Below are 15,573 nucleotides of genomic sequence, written 5' to 3'. Positions count from 1 at the left end.
GCCGTGCAGGCGCGTCTGCATGTCCCCATCCACCTGCGGTGGGGGGATCTCGACGCGTTCAATCACGTCAACAACACCTCGATGCTCAAGCTGCTGGAGGAGGCGCGCGTCCGCGCCTTCTGGAAGCCGGGGCCGGGGGAGGAGGGGCCGTCGACGGCGGTCCTCGAATCCGGCATCGAGCAGGGAGTACTGACGCTCATCGCGCGGCAGGAGATCGAATACCTCGCGCCCGTCCCGTATCAGCGGCTCCCGCTGGACGTGCAGATGTGGTTCGGGAAGCTCGGCGGCTCGAGCATCGAGGTCTGCTACGAGGTGCACTCGGATCCGGCATCGGCTGCCGCCGTGCTGTATGCACGCTCGACGGCCGTGATCGTCCTCGTCGACGCCGTCTCCGGCCGGCCCGTGCGGATGAGTCCCGAGATGCGCGGGGTCTGGGAGCCTTACCTCGGAGAGCCGATCGCCTATCAGCGACGCTGAGGACTCAGGCCTCCGGCACCCGGATCATGATCTCCTGGGCGACGCTGGCGACCAGCACGCCTTCGCGGGTGAAGATCCGCCCTGTCGCGAGTCCGCGTCCTCCGCGCGCGTTCGGCGACTCCTGGACGTACAGCAGCCACTCGTCGACGCGTGCGAAACGGTGCCACCACATGGCATGGTCGAGACTTGCGACCTTGAGCCCCGGGACCGCCCATGACACGCCATGCGCGCGCAGGATCGACTCCTGGATCGTCATATCGCTGAGGTAGGCCAGAGCGGCCCGATGCAGCGAAGGATCGTCGGGCATCGCCGAGCGGATCCGCATCCACACCCACTGCTGAGGACGTGGCTCCCCCTCGACGCCCTGGTGGATCGGCCCGCCGACGTGCCGGATGTCCGCCGGACGGTCGCGGAGCATCCGCATCGAGAGCGGATGGGCGCCTTCGACCAGCTCCTCGTCGGGAGCGAGATCCTCCGGGGCCGGGACGCCGTCCGGCATCGACGCCGCATGCTCGATGCCCGGACCCTCGTCCTGGAAGGAGGCGATCATCGAGAAGATGGGGACGCCGTTCTGATAGGCCTGCGCACGGCGCGTCGAGAAGGACCGTCCGTCGTGGATGCGGTCGACGGCGATCGTGAGCCCTCGCGAAGCGTCTCCGGGACGCAGGAAGTAGCCGTGCATGGAGTGCACCGGACGATCCTCGGGCAGGGTCCGCGCGGCGGCGACGAGCGTCTGGGCGAGAACCTGTCCACCGTAGATGCGGCCGCTCGGCATCGGATGCGAGCGGCCGGTGAAGATGTCCTCGGTCGTGCGGGCGGATGATCCGTCCAGGTCGAGAACGTCCAGCAGCAGCTCCACGGAGGCCTCGGCGTGCGCGTCGTCGCTCATATCGGTCCTTCCCGCGGTCCGGCGCCGCCTCTCGGTAGTCTAGAACGCGTGCCTCCTCGTCTCGTGCTCGCCGACCCGGACACCGCTCGAGACGTGCGGACCTTCGTCGGCCGGGCCGCACAGGTCTCCGACGAGGGCGTCCGTCTGCAGGGAGCGGGCGGCGTCCTCGCCGTCACGGCGGCTGCGCTCGCCCCGCACGGCCTCTTCGACGCCACGCCGACGATTCTCGCGATGCGCATCGTGCATGCCGATCCCGAACTGCAGTGCGACGTCGTGGTGGCAGCGCTGGCGGCGACGGACGACGAGCGGATGCTGGAACTGCCCGACACCGGCCTCTCACCCGCCTGGGCGGGGATCGCCCCGCCGCGGGGCGGCTGGGAGCACGCAGGCGAGCTGGACGCGGCCGTCGTCGCGCGTCGCGCCCAATGGGGCATCTCCGCCGTCGCGCGCGGCATGACCCCCGGAGCGGGGGAGGAGGCCGTCCGCGCCCTGCGTGCGGCGATCTGGGGCGAGCCGGACGAAGAGCTTGCCGGGCTTCCGCGCGGCATCGCCTTCGCCGCGCATGCCTTCGGCTTCATCGCCGGCTCCGAGCGGGCGCAGATCACCTCGTCCGGCCGCTGGACGCGAGTCGCGTTCCGGCGCGGCCACGTGCTCAGCCGCGGACCGGCGGCGAGCGGGCTCACCGCCGTGCGGGAGACCGGCGCCCGCGAGGCCTGACGCCGCGCCGTCAGCGCGAGACGGCGCGTCCCGCCTGCCTGCCCGAGAACAGGCATCCGCCCAGGAACGTGCCCTCCAGCGCGCGATAGCCGTGCATGCCGCCGCCGCCGAAGCCGCTCGCCTCGCCGACCGCATACAGCCCGGGGATCACCGTGCCGTCCGGGGCGAGTGCTCGCCCGTCCAGATCCGTCTCGATCCCGCCGAGGGACTTCCGGGTGAGGACATGCAGCCGGACCGCGATGAGCGGACCCGCCGACGGGTCCTGCAGCCGGTGCGGCGCGGCGGTGCGGATGAGCTTGTCGCCCCGGTACGCGCGCATCGAGCGCAGCATCCCGATCTGGGCGTCCTTGGTGAAGTCGTTGTCGATCTCCCTGTCGCGCGCGAGGATCTCCTGGCGGACGCGATCGATGTCGAGCAGTTCGCCGTCCGGCGCCTTGCCGAGCTGCTCCAGCAGCGTCTCGAGATCGTCCTCGACGAGGAAGTCCTCGCCCTCGTCGAGGAATGCCTGCACGGGGCCTGTCGGCCCCTTGGCGAGGCGCGACTTCACCAGCAGCCTCACATCCCTGCCGGTGAGGTCCGGGTTCTGCTCGCTGCCGGAGAGGGCGAACTCCTTCTCCACGATCCGTCGTGAGGTGATGAACCAGGAGTGGTCGTGACCGGTGGCGCGCAGGTGCGCGAGCGTGCCGAGCGTGTCGAAGCCCGGGAACAGCGGGACCGGAAGCCGCTTGCCCGTCGCATCGAGCCACAGGGAGCTCGGTCCAGGGAGGATCCGGATGCCGTGCGCCGGCCATACCGGGTCCCAGTTGGTGATCCCCTCGACGTAATGCCACATCCGGTCGCCGTTGATCAGATGCGCGCCCGCGGCCGCGGAGACGGCGTGCATCGATCCGTCCACGTAGGCGGGGACGCCGGAGAGCATGTGCGCCGGCGGAGCGCCGAGGCGGGCGGGCCATGCCGCGCGGACGAGGTCGTGATTGCCGCCGATCCCGCCGGAGGCGACGATCGTGGCCCCGGCGGTGATCTCGAAGGAGCCCGCGATGTCGCGGCCGGATTCGACGCCGCGCGGGGCGGAGCTGCCGGCCAGCACGTCACCGCGCGCACCGGTCACGGCGCCCGCGGATGCGGTGAGCTCCGTGACCCTGTGCCGCGGGAGGATCGTCAGCGTTCCCGCCTCCGCGGCGGTCTGCACGGCGGCGGCGAACGGCGCGACGACACCCGGACCGGTGCCCCAGGTGATGTGGAACCGGGGGACGGAGTTGCCCGGACCGAGGGCGCCGTAGCCGCCGCGCTCCGCCCAGCCGACGACAGGGAAGAACCCGACGCCCTTCTCCCGCAGCCAGGCCCGCTTCTCTCCCGCCGCGAACTGGAGATACGCCTCGGCCCAGCGGCGTGGCCAGGCATCCTCCTCGCGGTCGAAGCCCGCGCCTCCGAGCCAGTCCTGCGTGGCGAGATCGAGGGAGTCCTTGATGCCCATCCGGCGCTGCTCAGGGGAGTCGACGAGGAACAGGCCGCCGAAGGACCACCAGGCCTGGCCCCCGAGGTTCGCGAGCGGCTCCTGATCCACGAGGATCACGCGCCTGCCCGCGGCGCTCGCCTCCGCGGCGGCGACGAGCCCCGCCAGCCCCCATCCGATCACCAGGACGTCTGCGGACAGGGGCGTGGTCGTCATGCGTTCTCCGTCGAATCCTGACTGCGGCTCTCAAGGGTGGCCCGTCCGGCGGCCGAGGGGCCGATGCCGGAAGGCTCGAATGTGTTCACCATGGCATATGCGGCGCGCTCCAGGTAGTCCCAGAGCGTCGATTCGTGCAGAGGAGACAGGTGCGCCTCGTCCACGGCGGTCCTCATGCAGCGCAGCCACCGGTCGCGAGCGTCAGGGTCGACAGGGAAGGGCATGTGGCGCATCCGCAGGCGCGGATGCCCCCTGGTCTCGCCATAGGTGGTCGGACCTCCCCAGTACTGGGCCAGGAACAGCGTGAGCCGCTCCGCGGCCGGGCCGAGGTCCTCCTCGGGGTACATCGGCTTCAGGACCGGATCGACCGCGACCTCGCGGTAGAACACGTCCACGATCGCACGGAACGTCGCCATGCCGCCGATCTCGTCGTAGAACGTCACTTCTGCTCGCCCTCGCCCGTCTCGTTCTTCTTGCGCCGCCAGATGCCGCGCTCGGCGACGGGCGGGACCCCGGTGACGGCGTTCGGCCGGGTCCTGGGAGGGTTGGCGCCGCGGACACGGCGTGCCCCCTCGAGTCCGGAGGGGGTCACGGTGGCCATGCTCGGCATGCGGATCCCCAGCTCGTCCAGCTTCCTCTTGAGCCGCGAACGCAGCTCCTGCGCGACGTCGTCCTTCGCGTTCGCGCGGGTCTTCATCACGACCCGGACGACGAGGGCGTCGCCCGTCACGGACTCGAGCCCCCAGATCTCCGGCTTCTCGACGATGCGGGTGCGCCATTTCGCATCCTTGGCGAGATCCTGCGCGGTCTCCAGCATCGCCTGTTCCACGGCATCCAGATCGGAATCCGGCGCGACGCCGAGGTCGATGATCGCGCGGGCCCAGCCCTGGGACATGTTGCCGATGCGCAGCACCTCGCCGTTGCGGACGTACCAGAGCGTGCCGTTCACGTCGCGCACCTGGGTGATCCGCACGCTGACGTACTCCACGACGCCGGACGCGAGTCCGAGGTCGACGACGTCGCCGATGCCGATCTGGTCCTCCGCGACGAGGAAGAGACCGTTGAGGACGTCCTTGACGATGTTCTGCGCCCCGAAGCCGAGGCCTGCGCCGACGGCAGCCGTGAGCAGCGAGAGCGATCCGATGAGGTTCGGCGCGATCACCGCGAGCACCATGAGCAGAGCGACGACCACGACCGCCACGTTGACGATGTTCTGCAGGATGGAGCCCAGGGTGCGGGTGCGCTGCACGAGGCGCATGTCGGCCAGCGGCGATCGCTCGAGAGCCTGCGTGCTGTCGACGTTCGCCTTCGACTTGGCGCTGTCCACGATGCGCGCCACGACCCGGCGGATGAGGAAGCGGAGCGCGAGCCCGATCAGGAAGGCCACGACGACGATGATCGCGATCTGCAGTGCAGATCCGCCGATCGTCCCGAAGAAGGCCGCGATGCTCTCCCAGGCCTGTGCGAGCCAGGACGGCGCGCTGTCGGTCGCTGGCGGTGTCTGCGTGTCGACGGGGAGGATCATCATGTCGATTCTACGGAAAGGGCCTCTGCGGCAGCCGGGAACTGCGCCGCAGAGGCCGATCGGTTCTTCCGGGTCAGCGTTCCTCGTCGCGGTTCTGAGCCGCCAGGGCGCGCTCCACATCGGCCAGGTTCTCGTTGACGAGACGGCGAAGCGCAGGCGCCGCGTCCTGATGCGCGGTGAGCCAGGCGCGGGTCGCGTCCCGAAGCTCCACGTTCGCGAGCGCCGTCGGATAGAGCCCCGTGATCAGATAGTTCGCGATCTGATAGGTGCGCCCCTCCCAGATCGGCAGCAGCATGTCGAAGTACGCGGGGACGAAGGCGGCGAGTGCCTCGACGCCCGCCGGATGCACGAAGCCGAGCGCCGCCGAGCGGACGATCGTGTTGGGCGCGTCGTCCTTCTCGACGAGGGACGCCCAGGCGGCGCGCTTGGCCCCGACCGTCGGCAGCGAGGCCCGCGCCTGGGCGGCGAACTCGCCGCCCTTGGCCGTGTTGTCGGCAGCGAGTGCGGCGTCGACGGATGCCTCGTCGGTCGCGCCGATCGAGGCGAGCCCGGCGAGCAGCTGCCAGCTCAGATCGGTGTCGATCTCGAGTCCGGGGAGCGTCTCCTCGCCGGAGCGGAGACGGCCGACGATGCCGGCATGCTCCTCCGTCACGAGCGAGTTCGCGAAGGCGGTCACGAACTGCAGCTGGCTGTCACTGCCTGCGACCGCGCCCTGGGCGAGCGCCCAGAGTCCGTCGGCGACCTTCAGCCGAGCGGCGGCGCGATCGGCGGGAGCGACATACAGCGAGACCGCGGTGCGCAGCTGCGCGAGAGTCGTGCGCACCGTGGTCGACTCGGTCTCCCTGCCGATGTTGCCGAGCACCAGGTCGACGTAGTCGGATGCCGGGCTCTCCGCGTCGCGCGTCTGGTCCCATGCGGCTCCCCAGACGAGCGAGCGGGCGAGCGGGTCGGAGATGTCCGCGAGATGGGCGACGGCGGTGGCGAGCGAGCGCTCGTCGAGCCGGATCTTTGCATAGGCGAGGTCGTTGTCGTTGAGCAGCACGAGCGCGGGGCGCTTGAGGCCCTTCAGCTCGGGGATCTCGGTGCGGTCGCCGTCGACGTCGATCTCGGCGTAGTGGGTGCGGCTGAGCGCGCCGTCCACGAGGTCGTAGAAGCCGATGCCCAGCCGGTGCGGACGGATCGTCGGGTAGTCCGCGGGGGCGGTCTGGGTCACGGCGAACCGGGTGATCGCACCGTCGGCGTCCTCTTCGACGACCGGGGCGAGCGTGTTGACGCCGGCGGTCTCGAGCCACTTCTTCGACCAGGAGCCGAGTTCACGACCGCTGGTGGCCTCGAGCTCGGTGAGCAGGTCGCTGAGCTCGGTGTTGCCCCAGGAGTGCTTCTGGAAGTACTGGGAGACGCCGGCGAAGAACGCCTCGATCCCCACCCAGGCGGCCAGCTGCTTGAGGACGGATCCGCCCTTCGCGTAGGTGATGCCGTCGAAGTTGACCTGGACGTCCTCGAGATCGTTGATCTCGGCGGTGATCGGATGCGTGGACGGGAGCTGGTCCTGGCGGTAGGCCCAGGTCTTCTCCATCGCGTTGAAGGTGGTCCAGGCCTCGGTCCACTCGGTGGCCTCGGCCGTCGCGATCGTGGACGCCCATTCGGCGAACGACTCGTTCAGCCAGAGATCGTTCCACCACTTCATCGTGACGAGGTCTCCGAACCACATGTGCGCGAGCTCGTGCAGGATCGTCACGACGCGACGCTCCTTGACGGCATCCGTCACCTTGCTGCGGAAGACGTAGGTCTCGGTGAAGGTGACCGCACCGGCGTTCTCCATCGCCCCGGCGTTGAACTCCGGGACGAAGAGCTGGTCGTACTTGGCGAAGGGGTACGGGACGCCGAACTTCTCCTCGTAATAGGCGAAGCCCTCTCGCGTCTTGTCGAAGACGTAGTCCGCGTCCAGATGCTGCCACAGGCTCCTGCGGCCGTACACCCCGAGCGGGATGACCCGGCCGGAGGCGCTGGTGAGCTCGGAGAACGTGGCCTCGTAGGGGCCGGCGATGAGAGCCGTGATGTAGGAGGAGATCCGCGGCGTCGGCTCGAATCCCCAAGTCGCGGTGCTCTTGTCGTCGTGGAGGATGGGCTCGGGGGTGGGGGAGTTGGAGACGACCTTCCAGCTCGCCGGCGCCGTGACGGTGAACTGGAATGTCGCCTTGAGGTCGGGCTGCTCGAAGACCGCGAACACGCGACGGGAGTCGGGCACCTCGAACTGCGAGTACAGGTAGACCTCGTCGTCGACGGGATCGACGAAACGGTGCAGTCCCTCGCCGGTGTTCGTGTACGCGCAGTCCGCGTCCACGACGAGGACGTTCTCCGCCTGCAGCTCCGGCAGTGCGATCCGCGCGTCGGCGAAGACCTCGTTCGGGTCCAGCTGCTCCCCGTTCAACGAGATCTCGCGGACCTCGCTGGCGATGAGATCGATGAACGTGTAGCTGCCCTCCTGCGCGGTGAATCGCACCACGCTGCGCGATCCGAACACCTCCGCGCCCTTCGTCAGGTCCAGCGAGACCTCGTACGACCGGGTGTCGATGAGGGCTCGGCGCTCCTGCGCTTCGATACGAGTGAGGTTCTCTCCAGGCACAGCATTTCTCCCAGGGGTCAGGGGGCGTGGCCGTTCCACGACGCTGCTGGCGTCGACGGCAACCATGACAGCCTACGCCAGGACATGGCGCGGGCGAGCGGCGGAAGGTGAAAGGATGGAGCGGTGACCGCGAACATTTCGACCACCGTTCCCTTCGCGTCCGCCGCCGCTGCCGGCGGCGCCGCCTTCGTCGAGACGCCGGTGGCGTACGACGCACTGATCCTGGCCAGCTTCGGCGGCCCGGAAGGACAGGACGACGTCATCCCGTTCCTGCGCAATGTGACGCGGGGCAGGGGGATCCCGGACGAGCGCCTCGAGGAGGTCGCACACCACTATCGCCATTTCGGCGGCGTGAGCCCCATCAACGCGCAGAACCGTCAGCTCAGGGCCGCGCTCGAGGCCGAGATCGCCCGTCGCGGGCTGGATCTCCCGGTGTACTGGGGCAATCGCAATTGGGATCCCTACCTCGCGGACGCCTTCACGGCGGCGGCCGAGGACGGCCACCGCACCCTGCTCGTCCTGGCGACGAGCGCGTACAGCTCGTACTCCTCGGACCGGCAGTACCGCGAGGACATCGCGCTCGCGATCGCCGAGGCGGGGCTCGAGGACCGCATCACCGCCGACAAGGTGCGTCTCTTCTTCGACCACCCCGGTTTCGTCGCGCCCTTCCAGGAGGGCGTCGACGCGGCGATCCGCGGATTCCTGGACGAGGGGATCTCCGCCTCGGGCATCCGCGTCCTGTTCTCCACGCACTCGATCCCGACGGCGGATGCCGAGCGCTCCGGCCCCAGGGATCGCGAATGGGGTGAGGGAGGCGCGTACGTGGCGCAGCACCGCGCGGTGGCCGAGCACATCATGGCCTCCGCCGCTGCCGTCACCGGCGGGGCGACGGTGCCCTGGCAGCTGGTCTTCCAGTCCCGCTCCGGTCCGCCGTCGCAGCCCTGGCTCGAGCCCGACGTGAACGACGTCATCGCCGCGCTCCCGGCCGCGGGGGCGGAGGCGGTCGTGATCGTCCCCCTCGGCTTCGTCAGCGACCACATGGAGGTCATGTGGGATCTCGACACCGAGGCGATGGACGCCGCGGCGGAGGCCGGTCTGCGCGCTGTGCGCACGCAGACCCCTGGCGTGCACCCGGCGTTCGTCTCCGGACTCGTCGACCTGGTCGTGGAGCGGATCGAGGGGACTCCTGCGGCCGATCGTCCGCACCTCACCCCGCTCGGTCCCTGGTACGACGTGTCGCGCCCCGGCGACTGCGAGAACGTGCGCCTCGGCTTCAAGCCGGCCGCGGCCGGCCTCGCACCGTGATCCGTTCGGCCGCCGCGCGGCGACGTCCTTAGGATGGAGTCCATGCGCATCCACATCGCCACCGATCACGCAGGGCTGGACTTCTCGACGCAGCTGCAGCAGCACCTGCGCGCCGCCGGGCACGAGGTCGTCGATCACGGGCCGGTGGAATACGACGCCCTGGACGACTACCCCGCCTTCTGCATCCGTGCGGCGCAGGCCGTGGTCGTGGATCAGGCCGCCGGCGTCGAGGCGCTCGGCGTCGTCTTCGGAGGGTCGGGCAACGGCGAGCAGATCGCCGCGAACAAGGTCGCAGGCATTCGAGCCGCGCTGGTCTGGAACCTCTCGACGGCGGAGCTCGCACGGGAGCACAACGACGCGAACGTCATTTCGATCGGCGCAAGGCAGCACACCTTCGAGGAGGTCGTGAGCCTCATCGATCGCTTCATCGCGACGCCGTTCTCGAACGACGAACGGCATGTGCGCCGCATCGGGCAGATCGCGGACTACGAGCGCGACGGCTCCCTTCTGCCGGATCCGCGGGCCTGACATGCCTGAGGGGCATTCCGTCCATCGGATCGCGCGGCAGTTCGATCGCAACTTCATCGGCAGGCAGGTGCACGCCTCGAGTCCGCAGGGACGATTCGCCGAGGGCGCGTCGGTGCTGGACGGCAGGGAGGCGCTCAGCGTCAAGGCGGTCGGCAAGCAGATGTTCCTCGAGGCCGAGGGCGACCTCTGGCTGCGCGTGCACCTGGGGCTCTACGGGGCGTGGGACTTCGCCGGGGAGATCCTGATCGATCCGACCATCGCCTCGGCCAACGGACGTATGGGGCAGACGAATCAGCGGGGCACCGACCTGGACGATGCGGTCTACGACGACGCCGGGGAGAACTCGCTGTCCTCGATCGGCGCGCCACGACGTGCTCGCGTGCACGTGCGGATGTCCGAGCAGACCAGGGGGCTCGCGGACGAGGGATCGGAATGGCCGCCGCCGGTGGTCGGACAGGTGCGCCTGCGTCTGCTGACGGACATCACGTGCGCCGATCTGCGCGGACCGACCGCGTGCGTGCTGCAGACGCCGGACGAGATGCTCGCCACGGTGGCGAAGCTCGGCCCCGACCCCCTCGTCGGCGATCCCGTCGAGAACGAGGAGCGCTTCGTCCGGGCGGTGGGCAAGAAGGGAGCGCCCATCGCGCTGCTCCTCATGGATCAGACCGTCGTCAGCGGCATCGGCAATGTGTACCGGGCCGAACTGCTGTTCCGGGCGAGGCTGGACCCGCACACGCCGGGCCGGCTCGTGCCCGAGGACACGGTGCGGGAGCTGTGGCACGACTGGGTGAGGCTGCTCGCGATCGGCGTCGAGACCGGCCAGATGATGACCATGGACGACCTGACGCCCGAGCAGTACCGGGCGGCGATGGCCAGCCGGGACGACCGGCACTGGGTCTACCACCGCGCAGGACTGCCCTGCCGGGTGTGCGGGACGGAGATCGCGCTGGAGGAGATCGGCGGCCGCAAGCTCTACTGGTGCCCCCGCTGCCAGGCCTGACGTCGACCTAAGCTGGAGGCATGCGCCAGAATCCGAGCTTCTCCCTCGCCGATGTGGCCGAGATCCGTCGCGTGATCGACGCGAACTCGTGGGCGACGATCATGAGCGCCGGCGAGGACGGGCCGGTCGCATCGCACTACGTCGTCCTGCTGGACGACGAGCGGGACGATCTCACGATCGTGGGTCACGTCGGACGACCGGACGACATGATTCACGGGATGGGGGAGCGCGAGCTGCTGGTCGTCTTCCAGGGGCCGCACGGCTACATCTCGCCGGGGTGGTACGACCAGGAGACGCCGAGCGTCCCGACGTGGAACTACACGGCCGTGCACCTGTCCGGAGTGCCGGAGATCCTGGCGCCGGAGGAGAACCTGCGCGTTCTGGATCGCCTCGTGGAGCGGTTCGAGTCCCGTATGCCCGATCCGCGGCTGATGTGGGAGCGTCCCAACGACGAGGCCTTCGTCAGGCGCCTGGCAGCCGGAACGGTCGGATTCCGGCTCACGCCGACCAAGGTCGTCGCCAAGCGGAAGCTCAGCCAGAACAAGGACGCCGAGACGATCGAGCGGGTCATCGCCGAGCTGCAGGCGGATGGCGTCTACCGGAATCCGGCCCTCGCCGCGGAGATGCGGCGCGCGCAGGACGCCCGGCCGGAGAGAGCTCTGTGACGCCAGGCGCGTCGATCGGCACGCTGCGCGCGGTGCGGATCGCCGGTCCCGGCGCGGAGTTCCTCATCGACGAGGAGCCGGTCGACGTCTTCATCGAGGACGGTCTGATCACGGACATCGCGCCGACGGGTGCTCTTCCGGTCCGCGGCGGTGTGCTCGACGCCGCGGGCGGCTGGGCGATCCCCGGGCTGTGGGACGGCCACGTCCATGTCGTGCAGTGGGCGCTGGCGGCGGAGCGCGCCTCGGTCGCTGACGCCGGATCGGCGGAGGAGACGGCGAGGAGGATGGCGGCGGTCGCACCGCGCGGGGACGGGCGGAGGATCGGCATCGGCTACCGCGACGCCCTCTGGTCGGACGTTCCGAGCCTCGCCGTGCTCGATGCTGCGACGGGAGAGGTGCCGACCTATCTCGTCAACGCCGACGTGCACAGCGTCTGGCTGAACTCGGCCGCACTCCGCCGGGAGAGCCGGACGAGCCCCGACGGCATGCTGCGCGAGGACGACGCCTTCGAGATCACCAGGCGTCTCGATGCGGTCGACGACGTGCACGGCGATCTGGCGGTCGCGCGTGCGGGTGCGCAGGCGGCCGCGCGCGGCGTCACAGGACTGGTCGACTTCGACATGGCATGGAGCGCCTCGTCATGGTCGCGCCGGACACGGAGCGGATTCGCGGCGCATCGCGTCGAGTTCGCGACCTATCCCGATGATCTCGACCGTGCGATCGCCGCGGGGCTGCGGTCGGGAGCGATCCTGGACGGTACGGGCGGGCTCGTCAGGGTCGGGCCGCTCAAGATCATCACCGACGGCTCTCTCGGCACGCGCACGGCAGCGTGTTCGCATGCCTATGCGGGCACGGACTCGAGCGGGGCCCTCAACGTCGCCCCCGAGCATCTGATCGAGCTGATGACTCGCGCGACCGGCGCCGGCCTCGACGTCGCCGCCCATGCGATCGGCGACGTCGCAGCCGCTTCCGCTCTGGATGCCTTCGCCCTCTCGGGCGCGCGGGGGACGATCGAGCACGCCCAGCTGATCCGCCATGCGGATGTCGTCCGCATGGCGCGGCTGGGGATCGCCGCGAGCGTCCAGCCGCGCCACGCCGTCGACGACCGCGACCTGGCGGACAGGCTCTGGCGCGCGCAGACCTCGCTCGGATACCCGATGAGATCGCTGCAGGACGCCGGTGTCGAGCTGCGGCTGGGATCGGATGCGCCGGTGGCGCCGCTCGATCCGTGGCTTACCATCGCGGCCGCCGTCGCACGGACCGCGGGCGGGCGTGCGGCCTGGCATCCGGAGGAGGCGCTGACCCCCGGTGAGGCGATCCGGGCCAGCGTCCGGGGCGAGCTGCGGCCGGGGTCGGTCGCGGACATCGCCGTGCTGGGCGCGGATCCGCTCTCCGCATCGGCGGAGGAGCTGCGGACGATGCCCGTCCAGGCAACCGTTCTCGGCGGTCGCCTCACCCACGGTGCGTGAGCGCGTCTCGCGATCTCATCCGATGCCCGGGTCGCGGCGCGCGGACGCATCTCGCACCCGCGTCTTCCCGGACACCGCTTCGGGACATGTCGGGAAGCGGGGCGTCCAGGACGCAAGGAGGAGGGCATCGGAAGTGCTGCATCCGATGCCCTCCTCCTTGCGATTCCGCTACGCGGCGATGTGCGCCACGAGGAACCAGCGGTCCTTCTCGAGGCCGCGGACGATCTCGATCGCGACGTCCTGGCTGGTGAGGTCGATCTCGTCGAGGCCGTCGATCGCCGCCTTCGCGTCCACGAGGATGGCGTCGATGTCCGCGATGATCGAGCGGATCTCCTCGTCGGACTGTGCGAAGCCGGCGGGCACGCCCGTGGAAGGCGCCTTCGCGGCGACGGCGCTGAGGCGGGCGTCGACCGGCAGGCCGAGGGCGACGATGCGCTCTGCGGCGGTGTCGGCGAACTCGCCGGCGTGGGCGACGATGGCGTCGAGCAGTTCGTGGACGCCGATGAAGTTCGCGCCGCGGACGTGCCAGTGGGCCTGCTTGCCGTTGATCGTGAGGGCCTGGAGGCCGAGCACGACCGGCGAGAGGAACTGCGCTGCCGCAGCCGCGACGGTGGGGTCGCTGACGGTGGTGGAAATGGTCTCTGCCTTGCTCATGTCTGCTCCTCTGGAACCACTGCTTCGAACCTGATATCCATAACGCTACTCACGCTGCAGCATTCCGCAAGCAAGCTGAGGCTGGGCTTACAGCCGCGGAAACACGCGGAAGAACGGGATGCTGAGGGTAGTCTCGCCTTATGACGATCTCTTCAGCGGCATCCGTGCTGACCCTCGCCCAGAAGACGCCGCGCGTCCACGAGAGCGCTTTCGTCGCCGACGGCGCGCGCCTCGTCGGAGCGGTCACGCTGCAGCAGGGATCGAGCGTCTGGTACAACGCCGTCCTGCGTGCGGACTCGGCGGAGATCGTGCTCGGCGAGAACAGCAACCTCCAGGACAATGTCTCGGTGCACGTCGACGCGGGCCATCCGACGAGGATCGGACGCGACGTCTCGGTCGGGCACAACGCCGTCGTGCACGGCTGCACGATCGGCGACGGATCCCTCGTCGGCATGGGCGCGGTCGTGCTCTCGGGAGCGGTCGTCGGCAGCGGATGCCTGATCGCCGGGGGAGCGGTGGTGCTCGGCGGCACGGTGATCCCCGACGGCTCCCTCGTCGCAGGGGTTCCCGCGAAGGTGAGACGCGCGTTGAGCGACGAGGAGCGCGCAGGACTCGTCGCCAACGCGGAGATCTATCTGAGCCATGCGCGCGACCACGAGGACGCCATCACCCGGTGACCGGACCCTTCACCGGTAGGCTGTATCCTCGCGGGGCCGTAGCCAAGCTGGTCAAGGCAGCGAGCTCATAACTCGACGATCCGTGGGTTCAAGTCCCACCGGCCCCACCTCGCTCCCATGCTGTGCTTGCTATCGATTTATCCCCGGAAGCACGCGGTATTGGGCTTCGTGCGGGAATGTGCAAACCTCAGGAACTCACGGCAGTTGCCCACAGTTTGCCCACATTCGCGCCGATCGCGCCCGCTTCCAGACGTTCGGCAACGGCATCAAGATCGTCGTCGAAGAGATCGGCGTAGGTGTCCAGGGTCATAGCAGCGGACTTGTGGCCGAGCATGCGCTGAACGGCCTTCACATGCGCGCCAGAGGAGATCGCGAGAGATGCCGCGGTGTGTCGAAGATCATGAGGGGTGAGCCTCTCTATCCCCGCATCGCTCAGCGCCCGCAGGAACCAGGAGTTTTTACCCACGCCGCTCGCCGGGCGTCGAAGGTATCCATCGGCGCTGTTATCGCGGAACACGAGGTCGTCAGCTCCCTTTCCTTCGCAGAGCTTGGCGAGGGGCAAAGCGAGGAACGCTGGGAAGGGTACGGACCTGCGTTCCCAGTTCTTCGGGGGACCGACGTGGATCGTTCCGTCTATGTCGACGGCGCTCTGATTCACCAGGATGCGACGGCGCATCATGTTGAGATCTCGGACGCGAAGGCCGATGGCTTCTCCCCACCGTAGGCCGGTGTACGCGAGCAATAGCACGAGAGCCTCATGAACGTCGGTGGCCGTGGCAGAAGCGAATCGGACCACCTCCTCATGGCTGAGGTAGCGTCGCGGCTTACTCGACACCTTCCGCGGGAGGTTCTCGGCTCCTCGCGCTGGGTTACGAGTGATGCGCCCGTCGCGCACCGCTGTGTCGAGCACGCCCGCGAGAACGCCGACCGCGCGGATCACGACGGTAGCAGAGAGGGGCTTGGGTGTGGCGTTGCGTTCGCGTTCGGTCTTGGCTGTGCCCAGCGACAGTTCGCGTATCCAGGTTTCGACTGCCGAAGGTCGAATGTTCTGGATCGGCGTCGACCCCCAACGGGGGCCCACAAACACGCGCCAGGCGAGTTCCAATGAACGGTAGGAAGAAGGCTTCAGCGCCACCTCCTTGTTGTGCAGCCAGTCTCTCGCGACCTCGGCGACGGTGATTTTACCCGCGGTGGGATCCATGTACTCGCCCCGGGCCATGGCTACCTCGATGGACGCGAGAAAGGTCTGAGCGTCCCGCTTGGAGAGGAACCCACGCTTATCGGTCTGTTTCCGGTCGGGCGTGCGCCAGCGGACGCGATACCGTTTGCCGCTCGCGGTGTTGTAGGCGCTGATCGATCCCATTTCAGGACT

15 protein-coding genes and 1 tRNA gene are annotated in these 15,573 nt (G+C 69.3%); 9 read left to right on the top strand and 7 right to left on the bottom strand.

Features of this window, described 5'->3' with window-relative positions; translation table 11 throughout:
• Positions 1-3: 3 nt before the first annotated feature.
• The gene (locus ACYVGQ_RS10265; RefSeq protein ID WP_460784521.1) at positions 4-477 is read left to right on the top strand and encodes an acyl-CoA thioesterase; all 474 of its coding nucleotides are present in this window, start codon (positions 4-6) and stop codon (positions 475-477) included.
• A gap of 4 nt (positions 478-481) precedes the next feature.
• Here ACYVGQ_RS10265 and ACYVGQ_RS10260 read toward each other — a convergent pair whose 3' ends face one another.
• On the bottom strand, positions 482-1,366 hold the full coding sequence (locus tag ACYVGQ_RS10260; protein ID WP_460784520.1) for an acyl-CoA thioesterase: 885 nt from the start codon (positions 1,364-1,366) through the stop codon (positions 482-484).
• Between the two features lie 48 nt (positions 1,367-1,414).
• Between ACYVGQ_RS10260 and ACYVGQ_RS10255 the strand changes: the two genes are divergently transcribed.
• Positions 1,415-2,083 (top strand): hypothetical protein, encoded by a 669-nt coding sequence (locus ACYVGQ_RS10255; RefSeq protein WP_460784519.1) that lies wholly within the window; start codon positions 1,415-1,417, stop codon positions 2,081-2,083.
• 10 nt (positions 2,084-2,093) lie between these two features.
• Here the strand turns inward: ACYVGQ_RS10255 and ACYVGQ_RS10250 are convergent, their stop codons facing one another.
• The 4 genes from ACYVGQ_RS10250 to pepN form a co-directional block, all read right to left on the bottom strand.
• The gene (locus ACYVGQ_RS10250) at positions 2,094-3,752 is read right to left on the bottom strand and encodes an FAD-binding dehydrogenase (protein WP_460784518.1); all 1,659 of its coding nucleotides are present in this window, start codon (positions 3,750-3,752) and stop codon (positions 2,094-2,096) included.
• Complete coding sequence (locus ACYVGQ_RS10245; protein WP_460784842.1) at positions 3,749-4,168, bottom strand: globin; 420 nt, start codon at positions 4,166-4,168, stop codon at positions 3,749-3,751. Before ACYVGQ_RS10245 ends, ACYVGQ_RS10250 begins: the two co-directional genes overlap by 4 nt.
• 23 nt (positions 4,169-4,191) lie before the next feature.
• Positions 4,192-5,277 carry a mechanosensitive ion channel family protein gene (locus tag ACYVGQ_RS10240; RefSeq protein ID WP_460784841.1) on the bottom strand — a complete coding sequence of 362 codons (1,086 nt, stop codon included), beginning with the start codon at positions 5,275-5,277 and terminating at the stop codon, positions 4,192-4,194.
• 73 nt (positions 5,278-5,350) lie between these two features.
• Positions 5,351-7,903 carry an aminopeptidase N gene (pepN, locus tag ACYVGQ_RS10235; protein ID WP_460784517.1) on the bottom strand — a complete coding sequence of 851 codons (2,553 nt, stop codon included), beginning with the start codon at positions 7,901-7,903 and terminating at the stop codon, positions 5,351-5,353.
• A 123-nt stretch (positions 7,904-8,026) separates the two neighbouring features.
• Between pepN and ACYVGQ_RS10230 the strand changes: the two genes are divergently transcribed.
• From ACYVGQ_RS10230 to ACYVGQ_RS10210, 5 genes are read left to right on the top strand one after another with little or no spacing between them, the layout of a single operon-like run.
• Positions 8,027-9,208 (top strand): ferrochelatase, encoded by a 1,182-nt coding sequence (locus tag ACYVGQ_RS10230; RefSeq protein ID WP_460784516.1) that lies wholly within the window; start codon positions 8,027-8,029, stop codon positions 9,206-9,208.
• A 42-nt stretch (positions 9,209-9,250) separates the two neighbouring features.
• A complete protein-coding gene (locus ACYVGQ_RS10225; RefSeq protein WP_460784515.1) occupies positions 9,251-9,736 on the top strand; it encodes a ribose-5-phosphate isomerase in 486 nt (161 codons plus the stop codon).
• Position 9,737: 1 nt separating this feature from the next.
• A complete protein-coding gene (locus tag ACYVGQ_RS10220) occupies positions 9,738-10,736 on the top strand; it encodes an Fpg/Nei family DNA glycosylase (RefSeq protein WP_460784514.1) in 999 nt (332 codons plus the stop codon).
• Positions 10,737-10,756: 20 nt separating this feature from the next.
• Complete coding sequence (locus ACYVGQ_RS10215; protein ID WP_460784513.1) at positions 10,757-11,401, top strand: FMN-binding negative transcriptional regulator; 645 nt, start codon at positions 10,757-10,759, stop codon at positions 11,399-11,401.
• Positions 11,398-12,870 (top strand): amidohydrolase, encoded by a 1,473-nt coding sequence (locus tag ACYVGQ_RS10210; protein ID WP_460784512.1) that lies wholly within the window; start codon positions 11,398-11,400, stop codon positions 12,868-12,870. The genes ACYVGQ_RS10215 and ACYVGQ_RS10210 overlap by 4 nt, the downstream gene beginning before the upstream one ends.
• Before the next feature lie 168 nt (positions 12,871-13,038).
• Here the strand turns inward: ACYVGQ_RS10210 and ACYVGQ_RS10205 are convergent, their stop codons facing one another.
• Positions 13,039-13,524, bottom strand: coding sequence for a Dps family protein (locus ACYVGQ_RS10205; RefSeq protein WP_460784511.1), 486 nt, complete (start codon positions 13,522-13,524; stop codon positions 13,039-13,041).
• Between the two features lie 140 nt (positions 13,525-13,664).
• Here ACYVGQ_RS10205 and ACYVGQ_RS10200 point away from each other — a divergent pair, with 140 nt between their 5' ends.
• Both ACYVGQ_RS10200 and ACYVGQ_RS10195 read left to right on the top strand, forming a co-directional pair.
• Positions 13,665-14,201 (top strand): gamma carbonic anhydrase family protein, encoded by a 537-nt coding sequence (locus ACYVGQ_RS10200; protein ID WP_460784510.1) that lies wholly within the window; start codon positions 13,665-13,667, stop codon positions 14,199-14,201.
• Between the two features lie 32 nt (positions 14,202-14,233).
• A tRNA-Ile gene (locus ACYVGQ_RS10195) sits at positions 14,234-14,308 on the top strand.
• Between the two features lie 80 nt (positions 14,309-14,388).
• On the opposite strand, the gene ACYVGQ_RS10190 is transcribed toward ACYVGQ_RS10195, so the two are convergent.
• Complete coding sequence (locus tag ACYVGQ_RS10190) at positions 14,389-15,564, bottom strand: tyrosine-type recombinase/integrase (RefSeq protein WP_460784509.1); 1,176 nt, start codon at positions 15,562-15,564, stop codon at positions 14,389-14,391.
• Positions 15,565-15,573 lie beyond the last annotated feature (9 nt).

The organism is Microbacterium tumbae (genome assembly GCF_054780175.1).
This window is presented reverse-complemented; position numbering and strand designations above follow the sequence as displayed.

Bases quoted from the DNA above. Each gene is read 5' to 3' on its own strand.
- ACYVGQ_RS10260 (WP_460784520.1), bottom strand. From the start codon at position 1,366: ATGAGCGACGACGCGCACGCCGAGGCCTCCGTGGAGCTGCTGCTGGAC.
- ACYVGQ_RS10250 (WP_460784518.1), bottom strand. From the start codon at position 3,752: ATGACGACCACGCCCCTGTCCGCAGACGTCCTGGTGATCGGATGGGGG.
- ACYVGQ_RS10245 (WP_460784842.1), bottom strand. From the start codon at position 4,168: ATGGCGACGTTCCGTGCGATCGTGGACGTGTTCTACCGCGAGGTCGCG.
- ACYVGQ_RS10240 (WP_460784841.1), bottom strand. From the start codon at position 5,277: ATGATCCTCCCCGTCGACACGCAGACACCGCCAGCGACCGACAGCGCG.
- ACYVGQ_RS10225 (WP_460784515.1), top strand. From the start codon at position 9,251: ATGCGCATCCACATCGCCACCGATCACGCAGGGCTGGACTTCTCGACG.
- ACYVGQ_RS10220 (WP_460784514.1), top strand. From the start codon at position 9,738: ATGCCTGAGGGGCATTCCGTCCATCGGATCGCGCGGCAGTTCGATCGC.
- ACYVGQ_RS10215 (WP_460784513.1), top strand. From the start codon at position 10,757: ATGCGCCAGAATCCGAGCTTCTCCCTCGCCGATGTGGCCGAGATCCGT.
- ACYVGQ_RS10205 (WP_460784511.1), bottom strand. From the start codon at position 13,524: ATGAGCAAGGCAGAGACCATTTCCACCACCGTCAGCGACCCCACCGTC.
- ACYVGQ_RS10200 (WP_460784510.1), top strand. From the start codon at position 13,665: ATGACGATCTCTTCAGCGGCATCCGTGCTGACCCTCGCCCAGAAGACG.
- ACYVGQ_RS10190 (WP_460784509.1), bottom strand. From the start codon at position 15,564: ATGGGATCGATCAGCGCCTACAACACCGCGAGCGGCAAACGGTATCGC.